We start from the raw sequence: 23,022 nt of genomic DNA on the forward strand, positions 1-23,022 counted from the left end.
CGGCTTTTTCGATATTTAAGATGGGTAGGAGGAGATAAATATTGAAGAGGTTATTTAGCTTAGTACTTATATTGCTGACAGTGGGGTGTACGGGGCAGTCTGCTACAAATCCCCAAACAAGTTCCTCTACAGCTCCAATTAAAGCGGATCATTCCATTCCGTATGTGGTGGAAACAGTACTAGAAGGACTTGATGTACCTTGGGACATGGATATTGCGGTTGATGGGCGACTATTTTTCACTGAGCGATCAGGAGCTGTACGTGTAATGGATCAAGGCAAGTTGATGCCAGACACGGTCTATACATTGTCAGATGATTTTTTTAGTAAGGGGGAGGGTGGATTACTTGGTCTTGTACTTGATCCCAAGTTTGCAACTAACCATTACATCTATGTGTATCATACGTACGAAGAGAAGGGCAAAATCAATAACAGGGTGCTCAGACTTGTAGAGAAGGACAATACAGCAAAGCTAGACAGCGTCCTAATTTCCAATCTGCCAGGAGGCCAGAATCATAACGGAGGGCGAATCAAAATCGGACCTGACGGCAATTTATATATCGCAGCTGGTGATCGATATGAGCCAACACTTGCACAAGACCCAGCAAGTCTTGGTGGTAAAATACTGCGAATTGCTCTTGATGGTCGTATACCAGCAGATAATCCGGTACCAGGTTCCCCTGTTTACAGCATGGGGCATCGCAATCCACAGGGATTTGCATGGCACCCAGTGACAGGCAAGCTGTTTAGCTCAGAGCATGGACAATCAGCTTACGATGAAATTAATATCATTGAGCCAGGAATGAATTATGGCTGGCCCATGATTGAAGGTGATGAAGCGTTTGCTGAACGACCAGAATTACTGGGGCCGCTCATACATAGTAATAATAAGACATGGGCACCGTCTGGCATGACATTTATTACACAGGGACCATGGAAGGGGCAACTACTGGTGGCTAATCTTCGTGGTAACCAGATCTTAAAATTGACTCTAGGAGCAGATTACACAAGTGTAGTGGAGGTAGAATCCTTATTTACTGAATTGGGGCGTATTCGTAACGTATATGAAGCTACAGATGGTTCCGTATATATCATGACGAATAACCGAGATGAACGCGGCAACCCACAGAATGGTGATGATAAGCTCATTCGTCTTAAACCTAATTTTGAATAAGGATGATTTGAGGTCATTGTAGATATGGTATAATTGACAAAGAATTAACGAAACTAGCTGGCAAAAGTAGTGTATATTTATATATACTGATCGTATATACTAGATAATTTTTGAAAAGAGAGAGTTGATATAGATGAATGAAACTAAAATTCCATATACGGTTGGAAGTAAGAGCTTTACTGCGGTTGCCGTAAACACAGCTTCCAAAGCGGGAGAATGGATGAAGTCAAAGCTAGGTGCAATTCATAAAGTAAAGCTAAAGGATTCAGCAAATGATTTGGTTACAGAGGTAGATAAGGGTACAGAGACTTTGATTCGTAATTTGATTCGAACACATTTTCCTAATCATGCGATTCTAGGAGAAGAAGGTGTTGGAGCGGGTGCAGCTGCTTCAGTAGAAGCACTTCAAGCTATGTGTGATGAGGAATATTTATGGATTGTAGATCCGATTGATGGAACGACTAATTTCGTGCATGGATTTCCATTCTTCTGCGTATCGATTGCTCTTGCTCATCGCGGTGAAATCATCGTAGGGGTTGTATATGATCCGATCAGAGATGAAATGTTTGTTGCCGAGAAAGGCAAAGGTGCTTATGTAAAAGGTCAGTCGATGAAAGTCTCTGAAGAGAAGGAGCTATCTGAGTCTTTAATAGCTACAGGCTTTCCCGTTAATCGAGAAACGACATTAATGGTAAATCTTGCTGGTTTGAATACTTTGGCTCCGAAGGTGCGTAACATTCGTTCTGGAGGTTCAGCAGCGTTACATATGGCTTATGTAGCAGCTGGTCGTCTGAGTGGATTCTGGGAGATTGGGCTGAATTCATGGGATATAGCGGCAGGCAGCTTACTTGTTCAAGAGTGTGGGGGGAAAGTGACGGATACACAAGGAAACCCTTATACATTAGCCGTTCGTAATGTGTTAGCGACGAATGGACATATTCAAAAAGAGATGTTAAGTCAACTTGCAAATGCTAATGCGACGGGATAATAAATGCTCTTGATTAAGACGAATAAACGGTGAGATTTACGCTTATACAGGTTCACGAACATGTGACTGTAAGGCTAGATCTCACCTTTTTTTAGTATATAAGATTTATATCGCAAAGCTCATAAATGCTTAAGTTACCTTGCGAAACGCATCCGTCCTATAAGGACGGTGGAACCGAATCATCTTGTTAACCTTAAAAAATGACTATACGATGAAAAAACATGACATGGAGCAATAGTTGTTGACCCTTTACTATGGAAGTAGAAGCATGAACCATATTCATGTGTAGCTTTAAAGGAGGATCGTCATGTCAACCAAGCTCAAAACGTCTCCGCCTCTCCCTTATGGAGATAACAGGAATTCAAGTGTGCTTCGTCTTATGTTGAAGTATAAAGCACTCTATTTGATTTCGATCCCAGGCATTCTGTATTTTATTATTTTCAAGTATGTTCCACTAGCAGGATCGGTCATTGCGTTTCAGGATTATAACATTTTCAAGGGAATAATGGGTAGCGAGTGGGTGGGATTCAAGCACTTTATCATGATGTTTGAGCATCAAGACTTTTTGCGGATTCTTACCAATACCGCGCTGATCGGGTTATATGATTTAATCATCGCTTTTCCGGCGCCGATTATTCTAGCGCTATTGCTGAATGAAATAAGACTGGTCATCTACAAACGTTTACTGCAGACCCTTGTTTACATGCCGCATTTCTTGTCATGGGTCGTAATTGCTGGGATGTCAGTTGCGATTCTGTCACCTAGCACAGGCATTCTCAATCAGTTCTTAGGACTATTCGGGATTGAGCCTATTTATTTTCTAGGAGAAAACTCTTATATTCGTGGACTGCTAGTGGGTACAGGGATTTGGAGAGATACCGGTTATGGAACGATTCTTTATTTGGCGGCTTTAGCAGGTATTAATCCTGAGTTATATGAGTCAGCCCAAATGGATGGTGCGAATCGATGGAAGCAGACACTTAAAATTACGCTTCCGGCGCTGATTCCAACGATTATGATCTTGTTCCTATTACATATAGGTAAATTTCTCGATTTTGGCTTCGAGCGTGTATGGGTATTCCTGAATGCGCTGAATATGGACAATGGCGAAATATTAGATACTTATATATATCGGGCTGGGCTGTTGTCACAGCAATACAGTTATACAACTGCAGTTGGATTATTTAAATCAGTAATAGGGCTCGTTCTTGTTATTGGTGGGAATTATTTTAGCAAAAAAACAACTGGTGAAAGTCTATATTAATCCACATGTGAGGAGGTGAGTGGCAATGAACCATTCATTATCTACCGGAGGCAAGATATTCAATTTTTTTAATATCTTATTTTTAACCTTATTAGGGTTATTAATGGTTTTACCCTTTATTAACGTAATTGCACAGTCATTTAGTTCAGCAGATGCTATTATTGCAGGTAAAGTGAAATTCCTACCTGTTAATTTTACCTTGCTTAACTATGAATACGTCTTCAGTGATGCTTCGATATGGCGTGCATTTGGTGTGTCAGTGTTCATAACCGTGGTAGGTACATTAATTAACCTAATTGCAACAGCATCCCTAGCGTATCCGGTATCTAGACAGGAATATGTCGGACGTAAAATAATTGTTCTGCTGGTGCTCGTTACGATGATTTTCAGTGCACCGCTTATCCCGAACTTCCTGCTTATCAAAAATCTACACCTGATGAATAGCCCTTGGGCATTGATTCTTCCGGGAGCGATCAGTGCATTTAACTTCTTCGTTATGCACTCGTTCTTTAGGCAACTTCCACCAGAGCTAATCGACGCTTCAAGGATTGATGGGTGTGGTGAGCTTGGGATTATGCTTCGAATTGTAGCTCCGTTATCTAAACCGGTGATGGCGTCTCTAGGTATTTTTTATGCTATTGGTCATTGGAATACGTACATGAGTGCACTATACTACATTGACAAGCCTCAGTGGTGGCCACTACAGGTTAAGCTGAGAAAGATGTTTGAGACAGATGATATTAGTATTGATCCATCTGCTTCGCAGTTTAGCGAATTGATTCATTCTTCACCAGAAGGGATCAAAATGGCGACAATTGTGATTGCGACGCTTCCGATTATTATGATCTATCCTTTATTACAGCGCCACTTTGTCAAAGGTCTTACACTTGGTGCAGTTAAATCTTAAAAAATGACGAGTGTACATTACATTGAGACTATCTGTGTGATGAGATTTACATTTATACTCAACTTGGGCTTAGGGCCCTAAGCCATTTGATATCTATTTTTTAGAAATGAGGGATCGTATGAAAAAGTGGATTATTCTAAGTGTTTCATGTATTCTAGCAATAAGTACATTAGCGGGGTGTAGTAGTACGAAAGAAACAGCTGCTCCTGCGAGCAGTAGCAAACCCACAGAAAGTACGCCTGCAGACGCTCCAAAAGAGAAAACTAAGTTTTCGTTGTCCTTGCGTACACTCGCTTTTGGACATGTAGAGAAATCACCAGATATCAACGCAGATAAGTGGGTCAAAAAAGTGGAAGAGTTAACGAATACAGATATGGACATTCGTTTACTAGCACACAAAGAGTATGAGCAAAAGATGGTTCAAATGTTTGCAACGAGTGACATACCAGACGTTGTTCAAGGAAGTGGAAGTGCGACGGGTAAGGAAATGGCTGGCTCTGTAGAAGCGGGTGTATTTTTACCACTTGATGACTTGCTTCAAAAACACGGTCAGAATCTCTTGAAGAAGATTCCTAAGGAAGCTTGGGATCGCATGACCTATAAAGGCAAAATTTACGGTATTCCAGAGTGGCTAGGAAATCCATCACGTCGTGCTACTTATATACGTAAAGACTTGCTAGATAAGACTAAGCTACCAGTACCCAAAACGGTTGATGAATATATGGAAGTATTACGTGCCTTCAAAAAATTAGGTGTTGAGAATCCATTTATGGGTCGCCAAGACTTTAAGTATGCAGATACTTTCTTTGGTGCTTATGACGTTTTCCCATATCTAAGTCAGTTTATGGAATTAAATGGCGAGGCTGTACCGAAGTTTTTTGATACTGACAACATGACGAAAGCGCTTACAACATATAAAACAATGTATGACGAAGGCTTGATTAATAAGGAGTTCGCGACGATTAACCCAACAACGTTCAAGAATACGATTCTAGCTGGTAAAGCGGGCATGTTTTCGATGAATGCAAATGAACTTATACAGTGGGAAGCTCAGCTTAAGAAGAACGTACCAGATGCTAAGCTAGAGATCATTCCATCTCCAGTAGGAACTGACGGCAAGGGTGGCTATTACTTATATGGTTCTGTTGCGCGTTCCTATTACATCAATACCAAGTACAAGAATCCAGAAAAAGTGATTGAGTTCTTTGATTGGATGCTATCCGATGAAGCAGAGAAATTCTTCACGTTCGGCGTAGAAGGTGAAACTTATACAATGGATGGCGGCAAAATGAACTACAAACAGCCAACCGACCCGCAAGCAGTTGATGAAGAGCGTTACAGACAAGCGTTCTTATGGATGGTGCAGGATACGACTTATAACAAGGGTTCACTTAGCTTGACAGAAGAAGGACGTAACCTCATGAAAGTGTACGATACGATTCTAGCGAAAGAAGGTCGTGACGGTATTGAATTCGAACCACGTCTAGAAGCACTTAAGAAAAGTCCGGACATCACACCGTTATCAGATACAGCAGCACCAGTTCTGATCTCTCATATGGTCAAAATGGTATACGGTCAAGAGCCAATTAGTGACTGGCCGAAGGTTATTGAAGAGTGGAAGTCCAAGGGTGGCAATGACGTTCTGAAAGAAGCTGCTGAGAAGTTCAAGAACAAAGAAGGCGTTATCATGCCTCGTAAATAATTTCATACAAACAACATGATCGTAAATCGGAAGGAGCTTCTCTTATGTATCGAATTTTGATTGTTGACGATGAACCTTTAATCCAGCAAGGATTAAGTATTTTTATTCAGCAGTCTAAGATACCAATATCATCGATTCAGCTCGCTGCAAATGGCAGTGAAGCGCTTCAGTTGATCGAAGAGGAGCTCCCCGATTTTGTATTCACAGATATACGAATGCCAGTTATGGATGGTCTTGCATTATCTGAGCGAATCGATGCGATGGATTTAGGTATTCAAGTTGTTGTTATATCAGGTCATGATGATTTCAAATATGCACAAATCTGTGTTTCCTTTGGGGTTAAGGAATACTTGCTTAAGCCAATATCTAAGACTCAGCTCCATACAACGCTTGAGAAATTAGTTCATACGAAGAATAAACGAAAGACTACTGCCTATTTATCTGTAGCCAAAATGGATGAATGGCTTGCACGATATGAGCAAGCGATTTATTACATGGAGCATGAAACACTTGATGAACTGTTTCGGGAATGGGAAGCGGAAATTTCAACCTATCAAATTCAAGGTACACAAGCTTGCGAAATGCTCGAGCAGTTTCATTATTTGCTCATGAAGAAGCTCAAAGAACGAGATGTAAATATTAGTTTTGAGACCCTGCAATTAGATCGTAGCTGTACGATTCAAGAAGGCTATCAGCAATTCAAAATAAGTGTATATCATACGCTTGGTAGCTTACAGAAGGTGCGTAAAGGTAAGGCTAAGGATCCGATTGAAGAAGCTAAACGATATATCGAAAGCAATTTATCGAGTGAAGTTTCACTTGAAGAAGTAGCCAAGATTCTAGGCTTGCATCCGAATTATTTTAGTTTGCTGTTCAAACAAGTAACAGGCGAAACGTTCGTGCAGTATCGTACGAAGCAGCGAATGGAATATGCGAAGAAGCTATTAAATATCCAGCACAATCGAATTACGGATATTTCATACCAGGTTGGATATGCGGATCATTCTAATTTTGCCAAAACATTCAAAAAATACGAGGGTATATCCCCATCTGAGTACCGGATCAAGCTAGGTATACAATGATAAAAAAATACATCTCACATCGATTGTTCGGATACTTTCTCATCATTATTATTATCTCTTTGTCTGTGGTCAGTACGACTTCTTACATCCAATCAGCTAAGCTTCTAGATCGGCAGCTAGAGCGTTATTTATCTCAAATGATTTCCTATTCAGCCTATCATACGGAATTATATTTGCAGACGTTTGAACGTGCGAGCAGAATGATTCTGTCTGATGATCAAGTGATGAAATTCGTCGATCTCGATCCCAAAGATAATTATGATTATTACGAGTTAACGACCCGGATTCAGCGACAGGTGTTTGACTCTACATTCATTCTATATCCACAGATTGATAAGGTTTATATCATGGGCGATCATGGAAAGGTGATATCCTCTCAGGATGCGACGCAATATGACTATGGCGAATCCGAATGGAAAGAGTTACATCAATCATTGGATAAACTACTTCCCGAGAGCGCTTCAGTAACCGTTATTAGCTCGGATAAGCTTGGCTCGACAGAGAATCAAGCTATCACCTATGCCAGACGGATTAGAGGGATCAAATCCCATACACCACATGGCATACTAGCGATGAATGTGAATACCAAAGAAATAGCTAAACTCTGGGGTCAAATGGATCTAAGGGAAAATGGGCATTCGTTCATCATTGATGAAACGGGTGGATTTATTGATAAGCCGAAGGATAAGAAATCGGAAGACTTAATCAATGACTCGATTAGAGGACAGCTTCTTACCATGGGCCAAGGCTCATTTATAGAGAAACTTAACGGTGAGAGCAGAATGTTCGTATCTCGTGAATTAGAGACGACTAGCTGGCGGCTAGTAATCTCCGTTCCAGTTAGCGAATTACGAGAGCCCATTATGAATATTCGCGATACGACTGTTATTGCAGGAATTCTCACCTTGATTCTAGCCTTATGGCTTGCAACACGGTTCGGTAAATCCATCGTTAAGCCCATTCAGTCTCTAGCCAAAGGTATGCGTCTAACGGAGAAAGGGCAATGGAAGCATATAGAGGACATTGACCGGCAAGATGAGCTAGGCAATTTAGTGAAGAGCTATAATCTGATGGTGACAAGATTGTCCGAAATGATTGAGCATGTATACGAAGCAGATCTGAAATCACATCGAACAGAGCTCGAACTGCAGAAGACAGAACTCGAACAGCATAAAGCAGAATTTCAAGCTTTACAATTGCAAATTAATCCGCATTTTCTATATAACTCGCTAGAAACGATCAAGTGTTATGCCGTTATTCAAGATTCAGAAGAGATAATGGACATGGTAGAAGCGATGGCAGCTATGCTACGCTATTCCATACAAACGAATTTGAGCGAAATAACGGTCGTGAACGAACTCAAGCATGTGCTGAATTATATGACGATTTTGCAGCATCGTACGCAGCGTCATTTTGAACTGGAAGTGAATATTTCTCCTGCGTTTCTGTTGCACAAAATGGTTAGGTTAACGCTTCAGCCTCTGATAGAAAATGCATTCCAGCATGCTTTTCCGAATGGAATTAGCGAACATCACTTTATTCGAATCTCTTCACATATTGAAGAGGATAGATTTATTATCCTCGTAGAAGATAACGGCGTTGGTATGACAAATGAGAGACTTGAGCAATTAAATCAGAAGCTGCTACTCAATCAATTGGCAGAGGCAGATTCGAATGCGATGTATCATCAGGGCGGACTTGGACTTATGAATGTAAATAGACGTATTCAGATGGTTTACGGTGAAGAATATGGGCTTAAATTGCAAAGCACTTTGTATGAAGGTACCAAGATCATAATGTATTTACCAGTAGATAAATAATCCATATGTGGATCTAAGGAGATGGCACAATGAATATTGATTTATCGGGAAAAATTGCTCTTATAACGGGATCAAGCTCAGGGATTGGATTAAGCATAGCGAAGACCTTAGCTGCTTCGGGTGCAGCTGTAGCGATTAATTACTTGAAGAATGGTGAGCAAGCTAATCTAGCGGTTGCTGAAATTCGTAGCGCAGGCGGGGTTGCCGAGGCATTTTTAGCTGATGTAACGAAGCCAGAACAGCTGACAGCTATGGTAGAAGCTATTCAATCTAATTATGGCGGTACAATCGATATTCTAGTTAATAACGCAGGCCATCTAGTAAAACGTGTAACTAATGCGGAAATGAGTGAAGAGCATTACGAGAGTGTAATGGATGTGAATCTCAAATCTTGTGTATTTGCTAGTAAGCTGGTCATTCCAGGAATGGTTAAAAAGAGGTACGGTAAAATCATTAATTTGACTTCGGTTGCAGCTCATGATGGTGGGGGGCCTGGGGCTTCTCTATATGCAGCTAGCAAAGCCGCTATGATTTCATATACCAAGGGACTTGCGAAGGAATTAGGTCCTTATGGAGTGAATGTGAATGCGATTTCACCGGGATTTGTTGGTCAAACCGCATTTCATGCTACATTTACAAGTGAAGCAGGTCGGCAAGCAACAGTGGCTAAGATTCCATTAGGCCGCGAAGGTACACCGCAGGATATTGCGAACGTCGCGCTGTTCTTAGCTTCTACCTTAGCCGATTACATGACGGGAGAAACCATTGAAGTGAATGGTGGCTTATTCATGCGATAAATATTAGCGATAAGTAATAGGTAAATGGATACATCATGAACTGTAACTCTTGGAGGTGCTAGAAGATGAGAAAGGCATTATTTCAACCAGAGAGCGGCCTATTATCAGTCCAATATGAGCCGAATGTAGAGACTCGCTTAATCGAGAACCCACCCCGATTTACTTGGATTCCAGCTAAGCTTGAGGAAGATCAGTATGTGCTTCAGGTGTCATCTTGTGCTGATTTTGAAGATGAGCAAACGATGACATATGAACCGCTTTTATATAATTTTCATACACCGGACCATGCCTTTACACCAGGTGTTTATTATTGGCGCTATGCTTTATTAGAACCGGAAGAGCTTAGCGTAGTTAGATCAGAGTGGAGTGTTACCCGAAGCTTTGTGGTTAAGGATGAACTACCTGTGACATCGCTTGCTTCAAAGCAAGAACGTTACCGTCATGTGAAGAATACACATCCGCGTCTATGGCTGCAAGATGACGAATTAAAGCCATTTATGGATACAATTGGGTTAGACCCTACTTCCTATGGCTGGCAAGCCTTCTATGAAAACTCAGTTGTACCGTGGATTACACGCGAACTGATCTCTGAACCCCTGCCATATCCGAATAATAAGCGTGTAGCATCACTTTGGAGACAGGTGTATATTGATTGCCAAGAAGTGTTATATGCCATTCGCCATCTTAGTATTGCGGGCATTGTCTTACAGGATGAGAGCTTAATAGAACGAGCAAGGGCATGGCTTTTGCATGTTGCAGGCTGGGATCCAGAAGGCCCTACGTCCAGAGATTACAATGACGAAGCTGCATTTCGAATTGCGGGTGCGCTCGCATGGGGATATGACTGGTTATACGACTATTTAGCGCCTGAAGAACGTGATTTGGTTCTAGCTAAACTACTTCATAGAACCGAGCAAGTCGCCTCTCATGTCATTGAACGCTCCAAGATTCATCATATTCCTTATGATAGCCATGCTGTTCGTTCACTATCTTCTGTACTAGTGCCTTGTTGTATCGCGATGTACAATGATGAGCCGAAGGCAAGGGAATGGCTAGATTATACAATCGAGTACTACTACACGCTATTCTCACCATGGGGTGGAGAGGATGGGGGCTGGGCTGAAGGTCCGCATTACTGGACGACAGGCATGGCATACCTGACAGAAGCCTTTAATTTGCTCAATAAGTTTGCACGTATAGACGTATATCAGCGACCGTTTTTTCAAAAAACAGGCGACTTTCCACTCTATTGCTTTAGTCCGACGACCTCGACACGTACCAGCTTTGGCGATAATTCAGCTCTTGGTGATGACCTCATTAAGAAGGTTGGCTACAATATGCGCCAGTACGCGGGTGTGACCGGGAATGGTCTTTATCAATGGTATTTTGAACAGTTAAAAGATAAGAATCCGGAAGCTGACGCATTGTTCTACAATTATGGATGGTGGGATTTTAAATTCGATGATATGCTGTATATGCATGATTATCCACAAGTAGAAGCTGTAGAACCGAAGGAAGTCTCTCCTATTAAATGGTTTCGTGATATTGGCTGGGTGGCTATGCACCATAAAATGCATGACCCACAGGAGCAGATCATGCTTCTAACCAAAAGCAGCCGATATGGATCCGTAAGTCACAGTCATGGAGATCAGAATGCCTTCATGCTACATGCCTTTGGTGAACCTCTTGCCATTGAGAGCGGTTATTATGTTGCGTTCAACAGTACGATGCATACGAATTGGCGGAGGCAAACGAAGTCTAAGAATGCCATTCTAATTGATGGCAAAGGACAGTTTGCAGACTTTAATAAAGTTCTGAATATTGGAGCTTCTGGAACAGTCGAAGAAGTCAGAAGTGTGAAGAACGTTCATTACGTAAGGATGAATGGGGCTCAGGCTTATTTGGAGAACGTACCTTACTTGAAAAGGTACCAAAGAGAAATTTATTTCATACAGAATTCGTATTTTGTCATTGTTGATTCCGTTGATCTAGAGCAACCTGGTCAAGTGGATTGGCTCTTCCATACTCTTAATGAAATGAACATCAAAGGACAATCTTTTCATGTAAACGGTCGTAATGCATTGATGGAAGGACGTTTTATTTTTAGCTCTTCGGGTGATTTAACACTCACACAGTCGAATGAATTCGAAGGTGTAGATCCGAGTGAAATCGAAGGACTACAGAAACACTGGCATCTGAAAGCCTCGACGTCTTCAGCGACATCACACCGAATCGCTACGTTACTCGTCCCGAAGCGTCATAGTGAAAGTCATAAATATGTTTCCTATTTCATGGATGATCAAGGCTTTAGCTACAACTTATATTTGACCGATAACGGTGTGACGAACAAGATCGAGATAAGTAAGGCGTACTAACGATGGCGTGGTAAATAAGGCGCTGTAACGAAGGTGTAATAACTAACGCTAAAGACATAATTGGCTATAGAAGGTGAGGGAGTATGAATGAGTAATATTGGCGTATGGGAACCTGCTGAACCAGGTGTAACTAGAAAAATTATGCGACCTGGTGCATCGCTAATGATGATGGAGGTTCATTTTGAAACAGGTGCAGAAGGCTACGAGCATTCTCATCCACATGAGCAAATGTCCTACTGTCTCAAAGGAGCTATTGAGTTCTCAATTGAAGGTGTTAAGCAAGTTATTGTAGCTGGAGAGCATATCGTTATACCGATGGGTGCTAGACATGGGGCCAAGGCTCTAGAGCCAAGCGCATTGCTGGATTGTTTTACTCCACTAAGGGCGGATTTAATTAAATATTAGAGGCAGTCCATGATGGGACGAGACTGTCCTCAGATGAATGCTGCCACTAGGTAAAATGAAGTGTTTTCAGATGGGATGAGGCAGTCATTAGGTAAACCGAAGCTGATTTCAGATGGGATGAGGCAGTCATTAGGTAAACCGAAGCTGATTTCAGATGGGATGAGGCAGTCATTAGGTAAACCGAAGTTGATTTCAGATGGAATGAGGCAGTCATTAAGTAAGCCGAAGCTGATTTCAGATGAAATGTGGCTGCGCCTAATATGTGTTTTTTGCTAATGTAAATCATTTAACAGGAATTTCTCCATCTATTATCGAAAGTTTATTGTGAAAAATTAGAATAGCGGGAAATCGTCCGTGTATTTTAACGGGCACTGTTGGCTATGCTACAAAATTCTATAATTAATAGGAGAGTTTCCTGTTAATCTCTTGGACAAAGCAAAATTTGCTGATAATAACATGACTTTTTCCGGTTAATAGTGTCGCTTGATCAAATATTAGGCACAGATCTATTAGCTTGATTCTACATAATTAGAGGAGGGTTTAATAGGATGGAGATTCGTTATGCAACAAGTCCTACTGCGACTAAAGCTTATAACACAGATGAGCTTCGGAAGGAATTTATGATTCCAGAACTATTCGTTCTAGGGCAATTGAAAATGACTTATTCACATATCGATCGAATCATTACAGGAGGGGCTGTACCAACAGATCAGGCGATCAAGCTCGAAGCTAACGCCAAAGATATGGGAGCGGACTATTTCCTTGAACGTCGAGAAATCGGCATTATTAATATTGGTTCTAAAGGTATCGTTCTAGTCGATGGAGTCGTATTTGAGATGGAGAATAAAGACTGCTTATACATCGGTAAGGGTGTTAAAGAGGTATTGTTCAAGAGTGTAAGTCTAGATGAACCTGCGAAATTCTACTTTAATTCGACGCCAGCGCACATGACTTATCCAGTTGTAAAGTCAGCGATTAGTGAAGCGACGCCAGTTCATCTAGGTTCGATTACGAATTCGAATGAGCGTACTATCTACAAGTACATTCATGCGGGCGGTATTCAAAGTTGCCAATTAGTGATGGGACTAACGATGCTAAAGCCAGGCAACATGTGGAACACAATGCCTTGTCATACGCATGAACGTCGCATGGAAGTATATTTGTATTTCGATATGCCAGAAGACGGCGTTGTCTTTCATCTGATGGGGCAGCCGACTGAAACTCGTCATATTGTGATGCGTAATGAGCAAGCGGTCATCTCGCCGAGCTGGTCTATCCACAGTGGTGTTGGTACTAGTAACTACACTTTCATTTGGGGGATGGCAGGAGAGAATCAAACATTCGAGGATATGGACTTAGTGGCGATGCAGGATTTAAGGTAGTCAGTTTGTGAGCTAAGCTTGTAAAGTAGTAAGTAGTAAGTAGTAAGTAGTAAGTAGTAAGTAGTAAGTAGTAAGTAGTAAGTAGTAAGTAGTAAGTGGTAAGTGGTAAGTGGTAAGTAGTAAGTAGTAAGTAGTAAGTAGTAAGTAGTAAGTAGTAAGTAGTAAGTAGTAAGTAGTAAGTAGTAAGTAGTAAGTAGTAAGTAGTAAGTAGTAAGTAGTAAATAGTAAATAGTAAATAGTAAATAGTAAGTTTAGTAAGCCTGTTAGCTTATATCAGGGGTTCTGGGAAAAAGCTTTATGTTTATGTTTACTTGATTAGAAATAGAGTGTGAGGTGGATGGGATGCAGGATATGTTTAGCCTTGAAGGTAAAGTTGCTTTAATTACAGGTGGGGCAACTGGACTTGGACTAGGTATGGTACAAGGCTTAGCTCATGCCGGAGCGGATATTTGTCTTGTGACTCATCGTAGTAATGCTGATGAGGTTAGAGCTGAGATCGAGGCAATTGGACGTAAGGTTCACGTTATTACAGCGAACTTAGGTAGCGAAGAAGTATTGCCGAGTATCGTAGAAGAAACGATGTCTAAATTCGGTCAGATTGATATTCTAATCAACAATGCTGGTATCATTCGCCGGACGCCAGCTGCAGATCATTCTGCTGAGGATTGGCATGATGTGCTAAACTTAAACTTAAATAGCGTCTATTTTCTTACTCAGTTAGTGGGTCGAGAGATGATTAAGCAAGGTTACGGCAAAATTATCAATATTGCTTCGATGCTTTCTTTTCAAGGGGGCATTAATGTACCTGGCTATACAGCAAGTAAGCATGGAGTAGCAGGCATTACCAAAGCCTTTGCTAATGAATGGGCATCCAAGGGCATCAATGTGAATGCAATTGCACCGGGCTATATAGTAACGAACAATACGAAGCAATTGCGCGAAGACGCAGATCGAAGTAAATCGATACTCGAACGCATCCCAGCAGGACGATGGGGGTCGCCAGAGGATTTAGCAGCAGCAGCAGTATTCCTCTCCTCTAGAGCATCCGATTATGTGAATGGACATACCTTGTGTGTGGATGGCGGTTGGATGGTTAGGTAGATACCTTTAGCTAAGAGATATAATAGATATAAAAAATCAAAAAAATAATAAAGCGCAATGGCTTTGATTGCTTCATATACGTGAAAAACGCCCATTTACGGCATGTCATAACCGTAAATGGGCGTTTGTATATTAGTTACAGGACTTTTGTTGCTGTTCTATTTTAGTTTCGAGAACGCATAGTCGATCGCTTGAATGGTTTGTTCTACATCCTCGTCCGTGTGAGCAATCGTTAGGAACCAAGCCTCGTACTTGGATGGGGCGAGGTTGATGCCTTGCTCCAGCATGAGGCGGAAGAAGGTGGCGAAGCGTTCGCCATCGGTATCATTCGCCTCATCGAAATTCGTCACGGGGTGGTCGCAGAAATGGGTCGATAACGACCCAGCGATGCGGTTCACCGTGAGCGGGATGTCGTGACGAAGTGCAGCGTCACGGAGGCCTTGCTCTAATCGAGCGCCCATGCGGTCAAGGCGCTCATACACACCTGCCTCGCGAAGCACTTCGAGGCAGGCGATACCGGCAGAGATGGACGCGGGATTCCCCGCCATCGTGCCGGCTTGATAAGCAGGTCCTAGCGGCGCGACCTGCTCCATCACTTCTTTGCGGCCCCCATAGGCCCCGATCGGCAGTCCGCCGCCGATGATTTTGCCAAGGGCCGTAAGGTCTGGCTCGATGGCCGCACGCGCCTCAGGCGTTGTGGCTAGGCCATCGTAGGTTTGAGTCGTTCCGTAGTGGAAACGGAACGCAGTGATTACCTCGTCGTAGATGACGAGGGAGCCGTTCTTGCGCGCGGCGGCGCAGAGCCCCTCGAGGAAGCCTGGCTTCGGCATCACCATGCCGAAGTTGCCGACAATGGGCTCGACCATTACCGCTGCGACATCGTTACCCCAATGCGCAAGTGCGTCATGGAGCCCTTCAAGATCATTGTAGGGCACGGTTATTACCTCTTGTGCGATTGAAGCGGGCACGCCTGCGCTATCTGGTGTGCCAAGCGTGGATGGTCCTGAACCTGCCGCCACAAGCACGAGATCGGAATGGCCGTGATAGCAGCCGGCGAATTTAATAATCTTCGTGCGTCCTGTGAATGCACGAGCGACACGAATCGTTGTCATTACAGCTTCTGTTCCTGAATTAACGAAGCGAACCTTATCCATAGAAGGGATAGCTTCTTTCAACATGCGAGCGAACGTAACTTCAAGCTCAGTTGGTGTTCCATATAAGGTACCATTCTCGGCAGCGTGACAGATCGCTTTCGTCACATGTGGATGGGCATGTCCAGTAATGATAGGTCCATAAGCAGCAAGGTAGTCGATATATCGATTATCATCCACATCCCAGAAGTATGCTCCTTGACCACGTTTCATCGCTACAGGTGAGCCGCCGCCAACTGCTTTGAATGAACGAGAAGGGGAGTTAACTCCCCCGACAATATGCTGTAAAGCTTCCTTGTGTAATTGCTCAGATTTATTGTGATTCATGTGACATTTCCCCTTTGTACGAAATTGCTTGTTAGAGCCATTATGGTTAGTATTTAAATAACTGTTCCTACGAATTTGACCTCTCCAGACTCACCAGGTTTTTTTACTTTTTAGCTTTGCTTGCTTCAGCTTCTTTCTCTTTAGCAGCCTTCGCCTTAGCTTCCTCTGCTACCTTACCTGAGAAAACATCTTGTACGTATTGCTGAAGTTTCTTACGGTCGGTCTTGATGACAGCCATTCCATTGATAACTTTATCACTGTATAGCTTATTTGGCGGTAATTGAACCGATTGTAGATCACTCGTATTTACACTAAGTGCAAGTCTGGCAAGCTTAGTCATGTCTGCTGGTTGAATATTGGTTTCAATATACGGTTCCACTTTATTTAGAATAATAGGTAATTTCACAATGGAAGAGAATGATTTCATCTTATCAAATACAGCGTTAAGAAATTGACGTTGTCGATCCGAACGACCAATATTATGTAAATTATCGTGACGGAATCTCACATATTGTAAGGCGGTTTTTCCATCCATATGTTGAACGCCTTTTTTAAGATCGATGTCGTACATATGTTTATCCGCCGAATCAGTCCACTTCATGTCTTTCTCGACATCGATTGTAATGCCTCCAATTGCGTCAACGAGTGAGATAAAACCTTCAAAGTCTGTGTACACATAATATTGAATCGGAATATCAAGCAGATCGCTCACTGTTTTCATCGCCAAATTAGGTCCACCGAATGCAAGAGCAGCGTTTATGCGATTTTCACCTTTACCTGGGATCTTAACATAAGTATCACGTAGGATAGACATTATTGCCGCTTGCTTGGTCACCGGATCAATAGATAATACAATCATGGAATCGGAACGTGGACGTTCATTCTTATTAGACTCCCGGCTATCACTGCCTAAGAGCAAAATGTTTACACGATCCTTGCCTTCCCACTTAGGTGGTGGATTCTTCTTATCTTGTTCCTTGTGAAAAACCGTTTCCTCTTCCGTCTTGTTCGAAATGTTAGATGCAAAATTATATATCGGGATGATATAATATGCCGCGATTACTCCAACGACGAGTATGAGTGCAAGCAGTATCTTGACCCACCTTTTGCGCATATGACTGGCTCCTTTCCGAAGCTTAGAAGTTGGTGTATCATGAGAACATTATAGATGTACTAAAAGTAAGATAGCAACAAAAAGGGGGATTATTATGCAAGCCATAGAAGTTTATGACTTACGCAAGGATTTTAAAGTACAAGTTAATCGTCCTGGATTGACTGGTGCATTACGCGATTTATTACGTAGAGAATATCGCCATGTAGAGGCGGTTAAAGATATTACGTTTTCCATTCCACAAGGTGAAATTTGTGGTTATATCGGTGAGAACGGCGCTGGTAAATCAACAACAATTAAGATGCTAACTGGTATTCTAGTTCCAACCTCAGGTCAAATTCGTGTGAATGGATATGTACCATATAAGGAGCGTGAGAAGTTTGTTCGAGAAATCGGTGTTGTATTCGGTCAACGCTCACAATTATGGTGGGATATTGGAGTTATTGAGTCCTTTCAATTACTACGTAAGGTGTACCAAGTACCTGATCAGGATTTCAAAACAAGACTGGATGAACTAGTCGAGCGACTAGAGTTATCTGAGTTACTCACAAGGCCAGTTCGCAAACTTAGTCTTGGTCAACGTATGCGATGTGAACTAGCCGCGTCCTTATTACACAATCCATCTATTTTATTTTTGGATGAGCCAACAATAGGTCTTGATATCGTAGTCAAAACGGAAATTCGAGAATTCCTCAAAGACATGAATCGACGCTTTGGAACGACAATTTTATTAACAACACACGATCTGCAGGACATTGAAGCACTGTGCTCGCGTGTTATTATGCTCGACGATGGTAATATTATTTATGACGGTGGACTCGATGAACTGAAGGCAAGATGGGGTGGAGGCAAAGAAGTCATATTTGAATTTGCTACGCCAGTCTTTTTGACTGAGGTGGAAAGTTTAACCTCAGGAATGAATGTAACATGGAAACTAGATCATGAACGAATGGCAACCGCATTCGTACCTGCTCACGTAAATATATCAGATATGCTGTCGCAAGTTGTTGGCTCGCTAGCTATTGTGGACATTCGAATTGTGGAGACAAACACAGATGATATCGTTCGAGAGATTTATAAATCGGGCTCGGCGGATGTTACAAGACTGGAAGAAGTAATTGCTCAGTCAATGGAAGCATCAGCGTCTGCAGAAGTATCCACAGAATCACCAGAATCACCTGTAGCAACAGATGAATTGTCGAAAGAGAAGGCTACATCACATGTTTAGTGCGTATATTGAACTTATTCGGATGCGATTTTTGACAATGCTTGCTTATCGGGTTAATCATTACAATGGTATTTTAATTTATGCCATTAATATTGGCGCTTATTATTTTCTATGGAAGGCCATCTATGGTGATGCTACTGAGATGGGCGGAATGACTCTCGTTCAAATGACTACCTATGTGGTCGTTTCTTGGATGAGCAGGGCGTTCTATTTTAATAATCTAGATCGAGAAATTGTGAATGAAATTAGAGATGGTTCTGTCGCTATTCAATTTATACGTCCTTATAACTATGTAGTTGTCAAAATGATGCAAGGTCTTGGTGAAGGGATATTCCGGTTATTGATGTTTACGGCACCAGGATTGCTTCTTGTTTCCTTCCTGTTTCCAGTGAAGCTTCCTACTGATATAGGTGTATGGGGAGTTTATTTACTCATGCTATTCTTTGCATTCCTGATAAATTCACAAATTAATATAATCACAGGTTTATCAGCCTTCTTCATGGAGAATGCGAATGGTATGATTCGTATGAAACGTACATTGATTGATCTATTCTCTGGGCTCATTCTTCCAATATCGATGTTTCCAGGATGGGCTGAGAAGGTGATGAATGTACTGCCATTCCAAGCAATCACCTATTTACCAAGCTCTGTATTTACGGGGAGAGTAACGGGCATAAGTATTTGGCCTGTATTTGCTATTCAGATTAGCTGGTTTCTAATACTTATTATACCGATCATTGTGCTATGGCGATTAGCTAGAACACGATTGTTCGTGCAAGGGGGTTGAGATGATGTTTTATATAGGACTAGTGGCAGATTACTTGAAGAATTATATGAAAACACGTCTCACTTATCGTTCGGACTTCTGGATTGAAGTATTATCTGACTTACTTATGAATGGGCTTAATCTATTTTTTATCTTAGTCGTGTTTGGTCAAACGGATTCAATGGGAGGCTGGAATCGAGAACAGATTTTGTTCATTTACGGTTTCTTCATGATTCCTTATGGTATATTCGGTACGTTCTTTAATCTTTGGAATTTCTCAGAGCGCTATATTGTTAAAGGGGAGATGGACCGGATTCTCACCCGACCTGCCTATAGCTTGTGGCAAATTATGCTTGAGAACATAGATCCTTCGTCGTTTATTAGTTCTATTACAGGTTTTATTATTATGGGTTATTCATGGGTAGAGCTAGGCATAGGGCTTAATTGGTATGATCCATTCGTATTTATCGTGCTTGTGCTAGGCAGTGTCTGTGTCTATGGTGGAATTTATGTCACAATGGCTGCGACAGCATTCTACTCTGATGCTCCGACTGGAATTATGCCATTGATGTATAACTTATCGAGCTATGGCAGATATCCAGTGACGATATATAACAAATTGTTACGCGGTATTCTGACTTGGGTGCTTCCATTTGCTTTTGTTGGCTTCTACCCGTCAGCCTACTTCCTTGATCCAGCTAATTGGCTTGGCTATGCGCTCTTAACACCTGTTATTGGGGCTGTATTCCTAGGACTCAGCCTGATGTTTTGGAACGTAGGTGTTACGCGCTACCGTGGAGCGGGATCGTAGTTATTGTCGGAACAGACCCAAAGAGGCATATTAATTAGATGAATACTTCATAAAATAACGCCACCCATGTCACAGGATTGCTCCTATGACATGGGTGGCATGTACTTTACATCCGATATTCTATGTTAGCATTTGTCGGTTTGTGGACGATTCTTTACGATCCGCCAGTACGTCTGCGCTGGTTGTTCGGCTTTTTGTTGTTTTGTGTTTTCATCATTTTGCCAGCATTTCCGCCACCAAAACCGCCTTTGTTCTCACTTTGTTGCTGTTTTTTCTCAGCGAGCTTTTGTTTAATCGCATCTGCCAAGCTTACTTTTTTGATTTCATCAGACATTTAAGACACCTTCCTTTTTCCGTAGGCCATGTCCTCATTCTAATCATTTTTCTTAATTGCTTCAAGTGGCAATTGGTTGAATCGTTTGAATAAGTTCGTGCATAATGAAAGAAGGGTCAGGTAAATAGGTTGTTCTTGACTTAAGTTCTATCTAAATTAGAGAGGAGTGGCTCGAATGAGTAAAGTGACAATCGGACAAGTAGTACCGGATTTTACATTGCCGGCATCTAGTGGAGGCGAAGTTTCTCTAAGCGATTTGCGGGGGAAGAAAGTGATCGTCTATTTCTATCCAAAGGACATGACGCCAGGGTGTACTCAAGAAGCGTGTGATCTGCGCAATCACAACGACGAGCTTAAGGAACTCAATACTGTAACTATTGGTATATCGGGTGATGATTTAAAATCACACACAAAATTTATTGATAAGCATTCGTTGCCGTTTGTTTTATTATCTGATGTTGAACATACAGTAAGTGAATTATTCGGGGTTTGGAAGCTGAAGAAGAACTTTGGCAAGGAATATATGGGGATCGAGCGTTCAACCTTTCTTATTGATGAATCAGGCAAGCTCGTACAAGAGTGGCGTAAAGTTAGAGTCAATGGTCATATTGATGAAGTGCTAAATGCAATTAAAGAAAGCTAATAATTAAATTAACGTAACTAAATTTGATAATTAACGAAAGTTCCCAGTATCTTATCTAAGAGACTTGTGGACTTTTTTTAAATCTATTTAAACTGCGTATTACTAGGAAGGAAGTCTATTTATTTTCCGATTGGGATGATCTGTAGTCATAACAATCGTCTTTTGTCCATATAATCTATCAGCTGTTCAACAAATTCTGGTAGAGTGCAGGTGGAGAAAATATGTTTAAACTATCATTTCCTCAATTTGTTTATGGATTCGTTCGTTATTTGCTTATATTCACTTTGGTTGTTGGTCTATTTAATTTCCATTATAGTACTTATACTTACGCCAAAACGGATGATGAGAAGGTAGACAAGTCTAAATCTATGAACACTTCTGTCTATGAACAGCTGCGATCTGGACATAAACTCATACAAGAGCAGGAATACAAGGTGCCAGAGCAGCCTACTGTCTATTTAACGTTTGACGATGGTCCAAGTAAACTAACCCCCAAAGTACTTGATATTTTGAAAAAAGAGAACATTCAAGCCACCTTCTTCGTTTGTGGCGATCAGTTACAAGATCGTGAGGACACAATTAAGCGAATGGTTGAAGAAGGACATACTATTGGGAATCATTCCTTTAATCATGAGTATTCACAATTATATAGTAAGGGGTTTAGTGGCTTCTGGGAACAAATACAGAGGAACGAGGATAGATTAGAACAAATTACGGGATCCCGCCCAGCACTTATTCGCGCTCCTGGGGGGACTGGGACTAACTTTGATGCGTTCTATTTTTATTATCTTGATCAAGCTGGTTATTCTGTTTATGACTGGGATGTGGATAGCAAGGACTCTCGTCGAAAAGGAGTTCCTGCATCTGAAATTATAGCATCAGTTAAAAAATCACCATTAAAGCATGAGTTAACTGTATTACTGCATGATGGGGCGGGGCATGAACAATCGGTTGTTGCTTTACCCGAAATCATTCGCTTTTATAAGGAACAAGGGTACGTATTCGCACCAATAACTACTGACGTTAAGCCGACTCAGTTTAAGGTCTCGTCTAAACTTAAGTGGAATCGTAGTATGAGCAAAGAGCAATTCCAACAACAGCTTATTCAGTCTCAACTGTATGCAACGACTAAGAATAACAGAGTTCATGAATCGACACTGGTTGCATTTATAAACAACGAACCTGTAGGGCGTAAAGGCAACAACTTAATAGACGATATGAAGAGTAACAATATGAAGAGTAATGATATGAAGAGTAATGATATGAAGAGAGACGATGTGAAGGGAAACAACATAGATATGAATAGTCAGTTAAAAGTACCTCTTCGATCATTAGCCGAAAGTATGGGGGCTATAGTTACTTGGAATGAGTCAGAGCAATCCGTACTCATTCGTCTTGGTACAACATCGATTCTGTATACGAATTCGAATCAAAAAGCTGAAGTGTTTCAATTAGGACAAAGTGTGGCATTATATGACCTAGTAGATGTTGAACGTATAGATGATCGTTACTATGTGTCGAGGAGAAGTATGATGAAGCTACTCAATTATGCTGTTGATAACACCAATCAACAATATTTCCCGGGAAAAGTTGATCAATTGTCGAGTCGTAAGACAATTGACTTGTATAAATGGTGATTTCGTTTCTCCTTGACCC

The 23,022-nt window shown here is 41.6% G+C and carries 21 protein-coding genes; 18 read left to right on the forward strand and 3 right to left on the reverse strand.

Annotation, left to right across the window (positions count from 1 at the left end; all coding sequences use genetic code 11):
- Nucleotides 1-41: 41 nt before the first annotated feature.
- From AC1DOK_RS14015 to kduD, 13 genes are all read left to right on the forward strand, one after another.
- Entirely contained in the window at nt 42-1,172 is a 1,131-nt protein-coding gene (locus tag AC1DOK_RS14015; protein WP_477554902.1) for a PQQ-dependent sugar dehydrogenase, read from the forward strand.
- Nucleotides 1,173-1,305: 133 nt separating this feature from the next.
- Nucleotides 1,306-2,160 (forward strand): inositol monophosphatase family protein, encoded by an 855-nt coding sequence (locus AC1DOK_RS14020; RefSeq protein ID WP_477554903.1) that lies wholly within the window; start codon nt 1,306-1,308, stop codon nt 2,158-2,160.
- Nucleotides 2,161-2,467: 307 nt separating this feature from the next.
- Nucleotides 2,468-3,424, forward strand: coding sequence for an ABC transporter permease (locus AC1DOK_RS14025; RefSeq protein ID WP_477554904.1), 957 nt, complete (start codon nt 2,468-2,470; stop codon nt 3,422-3,424).
- A gap of 25 nt (nt 3,425-3,449) precedes the next feature.
- On the forward strand, nt 3,450-4,331 hold the full coding sequence (locus AC1DOK_RS14030; protein WP_477554905.1) for a carbohydrate ABC transporter permease: 882 nt from the start codon (nt 3,450-3,452) through the stop codon (nt 4,329-4,331).
- Between the two features lie 118 nt (nt 4,332-4,449).
- Nucleotides 4,450-6,033, forward strand: a complete 1,584-nt coding sequence (locus tag AC1DOK_RS14035) for an extracellular solute-binding protein (RefSeq protein ID WP_477554906.1) — start codon at nt 4,450-4,452, stop codon at nt 6,031-6,033.
- 44 nt (nt 6,034-6,077) lie between these two features.
- Complete coding sequence (locus tag AC1DOK_RS14040) at nt 6,078-7,115, forward strand: response regulator transcription factor (RefSeq protein ID WP_477554907.1); 1,038 nt, start codon at nt 6,078-6,080, stop codon at nt 7,113-7,115.
- Nucleotides 7,112-8,935 carry a cache domain-containing sensor histidine kinase gene (locus AC1DOK_RS14045; protein ID WP_477554908.1) on the forward strand — a complete coding sequence of 608 codons (1,824 nt, stop codon included), beginning with the start codon at nt 7,112-7,114 and terminating at the stop codon, nt 8,933-8,935. The genes AC1DOK_RS14040 and AC1DOK_RS14045 overlap by 4 nt, the downstream gene beginning before the upstream one ends.
- A gap of 29 nt (nt 8,936-8,964) precedes the next feature.
- Complete coding sequence (locus tag AC1DOK_RS14050) at nt 8,965-9,732, forward strand: SDR family NAD(P)-dependent oxidoreductase (RefSeq protein ID WP_477554909.1); 768 nt, start codon at nt 8,965-8,967, stop codon at nt 9,730-9,732.
- 65 nt (nt 9,733-9,797) lie between these two features.
- Nucleotides 9,798-12,107 carry a DUF4962 domain-containing protein gene (locus tag AC1DOK_RS14055; protein WP_477554910.1) on the forward strand — a complete coding sequence of 770 codons (2,310 nt, stop codon included), beginning with the start codon at nt 9,798-9,800 and terminating at the stop codon, nt 12,105-12,107.
- A gap of 87 nt (nt 12,108-12,194) precedes the next feature.
- Nucleotides 12,195-12,512 (forward strand): cupin domain-containing protein, encoded by a 318-nt coding sequence (locus AC1DOK_RS14060; protein ID WP_477554911.1) that lies wholly within the window; start codon nt 12,195-12,197, stop codon nt 12,510-12,512.
- Between the two features lie 75 nt (nt 12,513-12,587).
- Nucleotides 12,588-12,788, forward strand: a complete 201-nt coding sequence (locus AC1DOK_RS14065) for a hypothetical protein (protein WP_477554912.1) — start codon at nt 12,588-12,590, stop codon at nt 12,786-12,788.
- Nucleotides 12,789-13,060: 272 nt separating this feature from the next.
- A complete protein-coding gene (gene kduI, locus AC1DOK_RS14070) occupies nt 13,061-13,894 on the forward strand; it encodes a 5-dehydro-4-deoxy-D-glucuronate isomerase (RefSeq protein WP_477554913.1) in 834 nt (277 codons plus the stop codon).
- Between the two features lie 342 nt (nt 13,895-14,236).
- Nucleotides 14,237-14,995, forward strand: coding sequence for a 2-dehydro-3-deoxy-D-gluconate 5-dehydrogenase KduD (gene kduD, locus AC1DOK_RS14075; protein ID WP_477554914.1), 759 nt, complete (start codon nt 14,237-14,239; stop codon nt 14,993-14,995).
- Between the two features lie 158 nt (nt 14,996-15,153).
- On the opposite strand, the gene AC1DOK_RS14080 is transcribed toward kduD, so the two are convergent.
- A complete protein-coding gene (locus AC1DOK_RS14080) occupies nt 15,154-16,473 on the reverse strand; it encodes a glutamate-1-semialdehyde 2,1-aminomutase (RefSeq protein WP_477554915.1) in 1,320 nt (439 codons plus the stop codon).
- Nucleotides 16,474-16,576: 103 nt separating this feature from the next.
- Nucleotides 16,577-17,587 carry an LCP family protein gene (locus AC1DOK_RS14085; RefSeq protein WP_477554916.1) on the reverse strand — a complete coding sequence of 337 codons (1,011 nt, stop codon included), beginning with the start codon at nt 17,585-17,587 and terminating at the stop codon, nt 16,577-16,579.
- Nucleotides 17,588-17,681: 94 nt separating this feature from the next.
- On the opposite strand from AC1DOK_RS14085, the gene AC1DOK_RS14090 reads away from it, so the two are divergent.
- The 3 genes from AC1DOK_RS14090 to AC1DOK_RS14100 are packed head-to-tail and all read left to right on the forward strand — an operon-like array spanning nt 17,682 to nt 20,389.
- Nucleotides 17,682-18,812: an ABC transporter ATP-binding protein gene (locus tag AC1DOK_RS14090; RefSeq protein WP_477554917.1), complete on the forward strand. Its 1,131-nt coding sequence runs from the start codon at nt 17,682-17,684 to the stop codon at nt 18,810-18,812.
- A complete protein-coding gene (locus AC1DOK_RS14095) occupies nt 18,805-19,599 on the forward strand; it encodes an ABC transporter permease (RefSeq protein WP_477554918.1) in 795 nt (264 codons plus the stop codon). The genes AC1DOK_RS14090 and AC1DOK_RS14095 overlap by 8 nt, the downstream gene beginning before the upstream one ends.
- 1 nt (nt 19,600) lies before the next feature.
- A complete protein-coding gene (locus tag AC1DOK_RS14100; protein ID WP_477554919.1) occupies nt 19,601-20,389 on the forward strand; it encodes an ABC transporter permease in 789 nt (262 codons plus the stop codon).
- 154 nt (nt 20,390-20,543) lie between these two features.
- On the opposite strand, the gene AC1DOK_RS14105 is transcribed toward AC1DOK_RS14100, so the two are convergent.
- Complete coding sequence (locus AC1DOK_RS14105) at nt 20,544-20,723, reverse strand: hypothetical protein (RefSeq protein ID WP_477554920.1); 180 nt, start codon at nt 20,721-20,723, stop codon at nt 20,544-20,546.
- Nucleotides 20,724-20,898: 175 nt separating this feature from the next.
- Here AC1DOK_RS14105 and bcp point away from each other — a divergent pair, with 175 nt between their 5' ends.
- Complete coding sequence (bcp, locus tag AC1DOK_RS14110; protein ID WP_477554921.1) at nt 20,899-21,366, forward strand: thioredoxin-dependent thiol peroxidase; 468 nt, start codon at nt 20,899-20,901, stop codon at nt 21,364-21,366.
- 221 nt (nt 21,367-21,587) lie between these two features.
- Nucleotides 21,588-23,003 (forward strand): polysaccharide deacetylase family protein, encoded by a 1,416-nt coding sequence (locus tag AC1DOK_RS14115; RefSeq protein ID WP_477554922.1) that lies wholly within the window; start codon nt 21,588-21,590, stop codon nt 23,001-23,003.
- Nucleotides 23,004-23,022: the final 19 nt, after the last annotated feature.

The organism is Paenibacillus sp. P5_B5 (assembly GCF_056400365.1).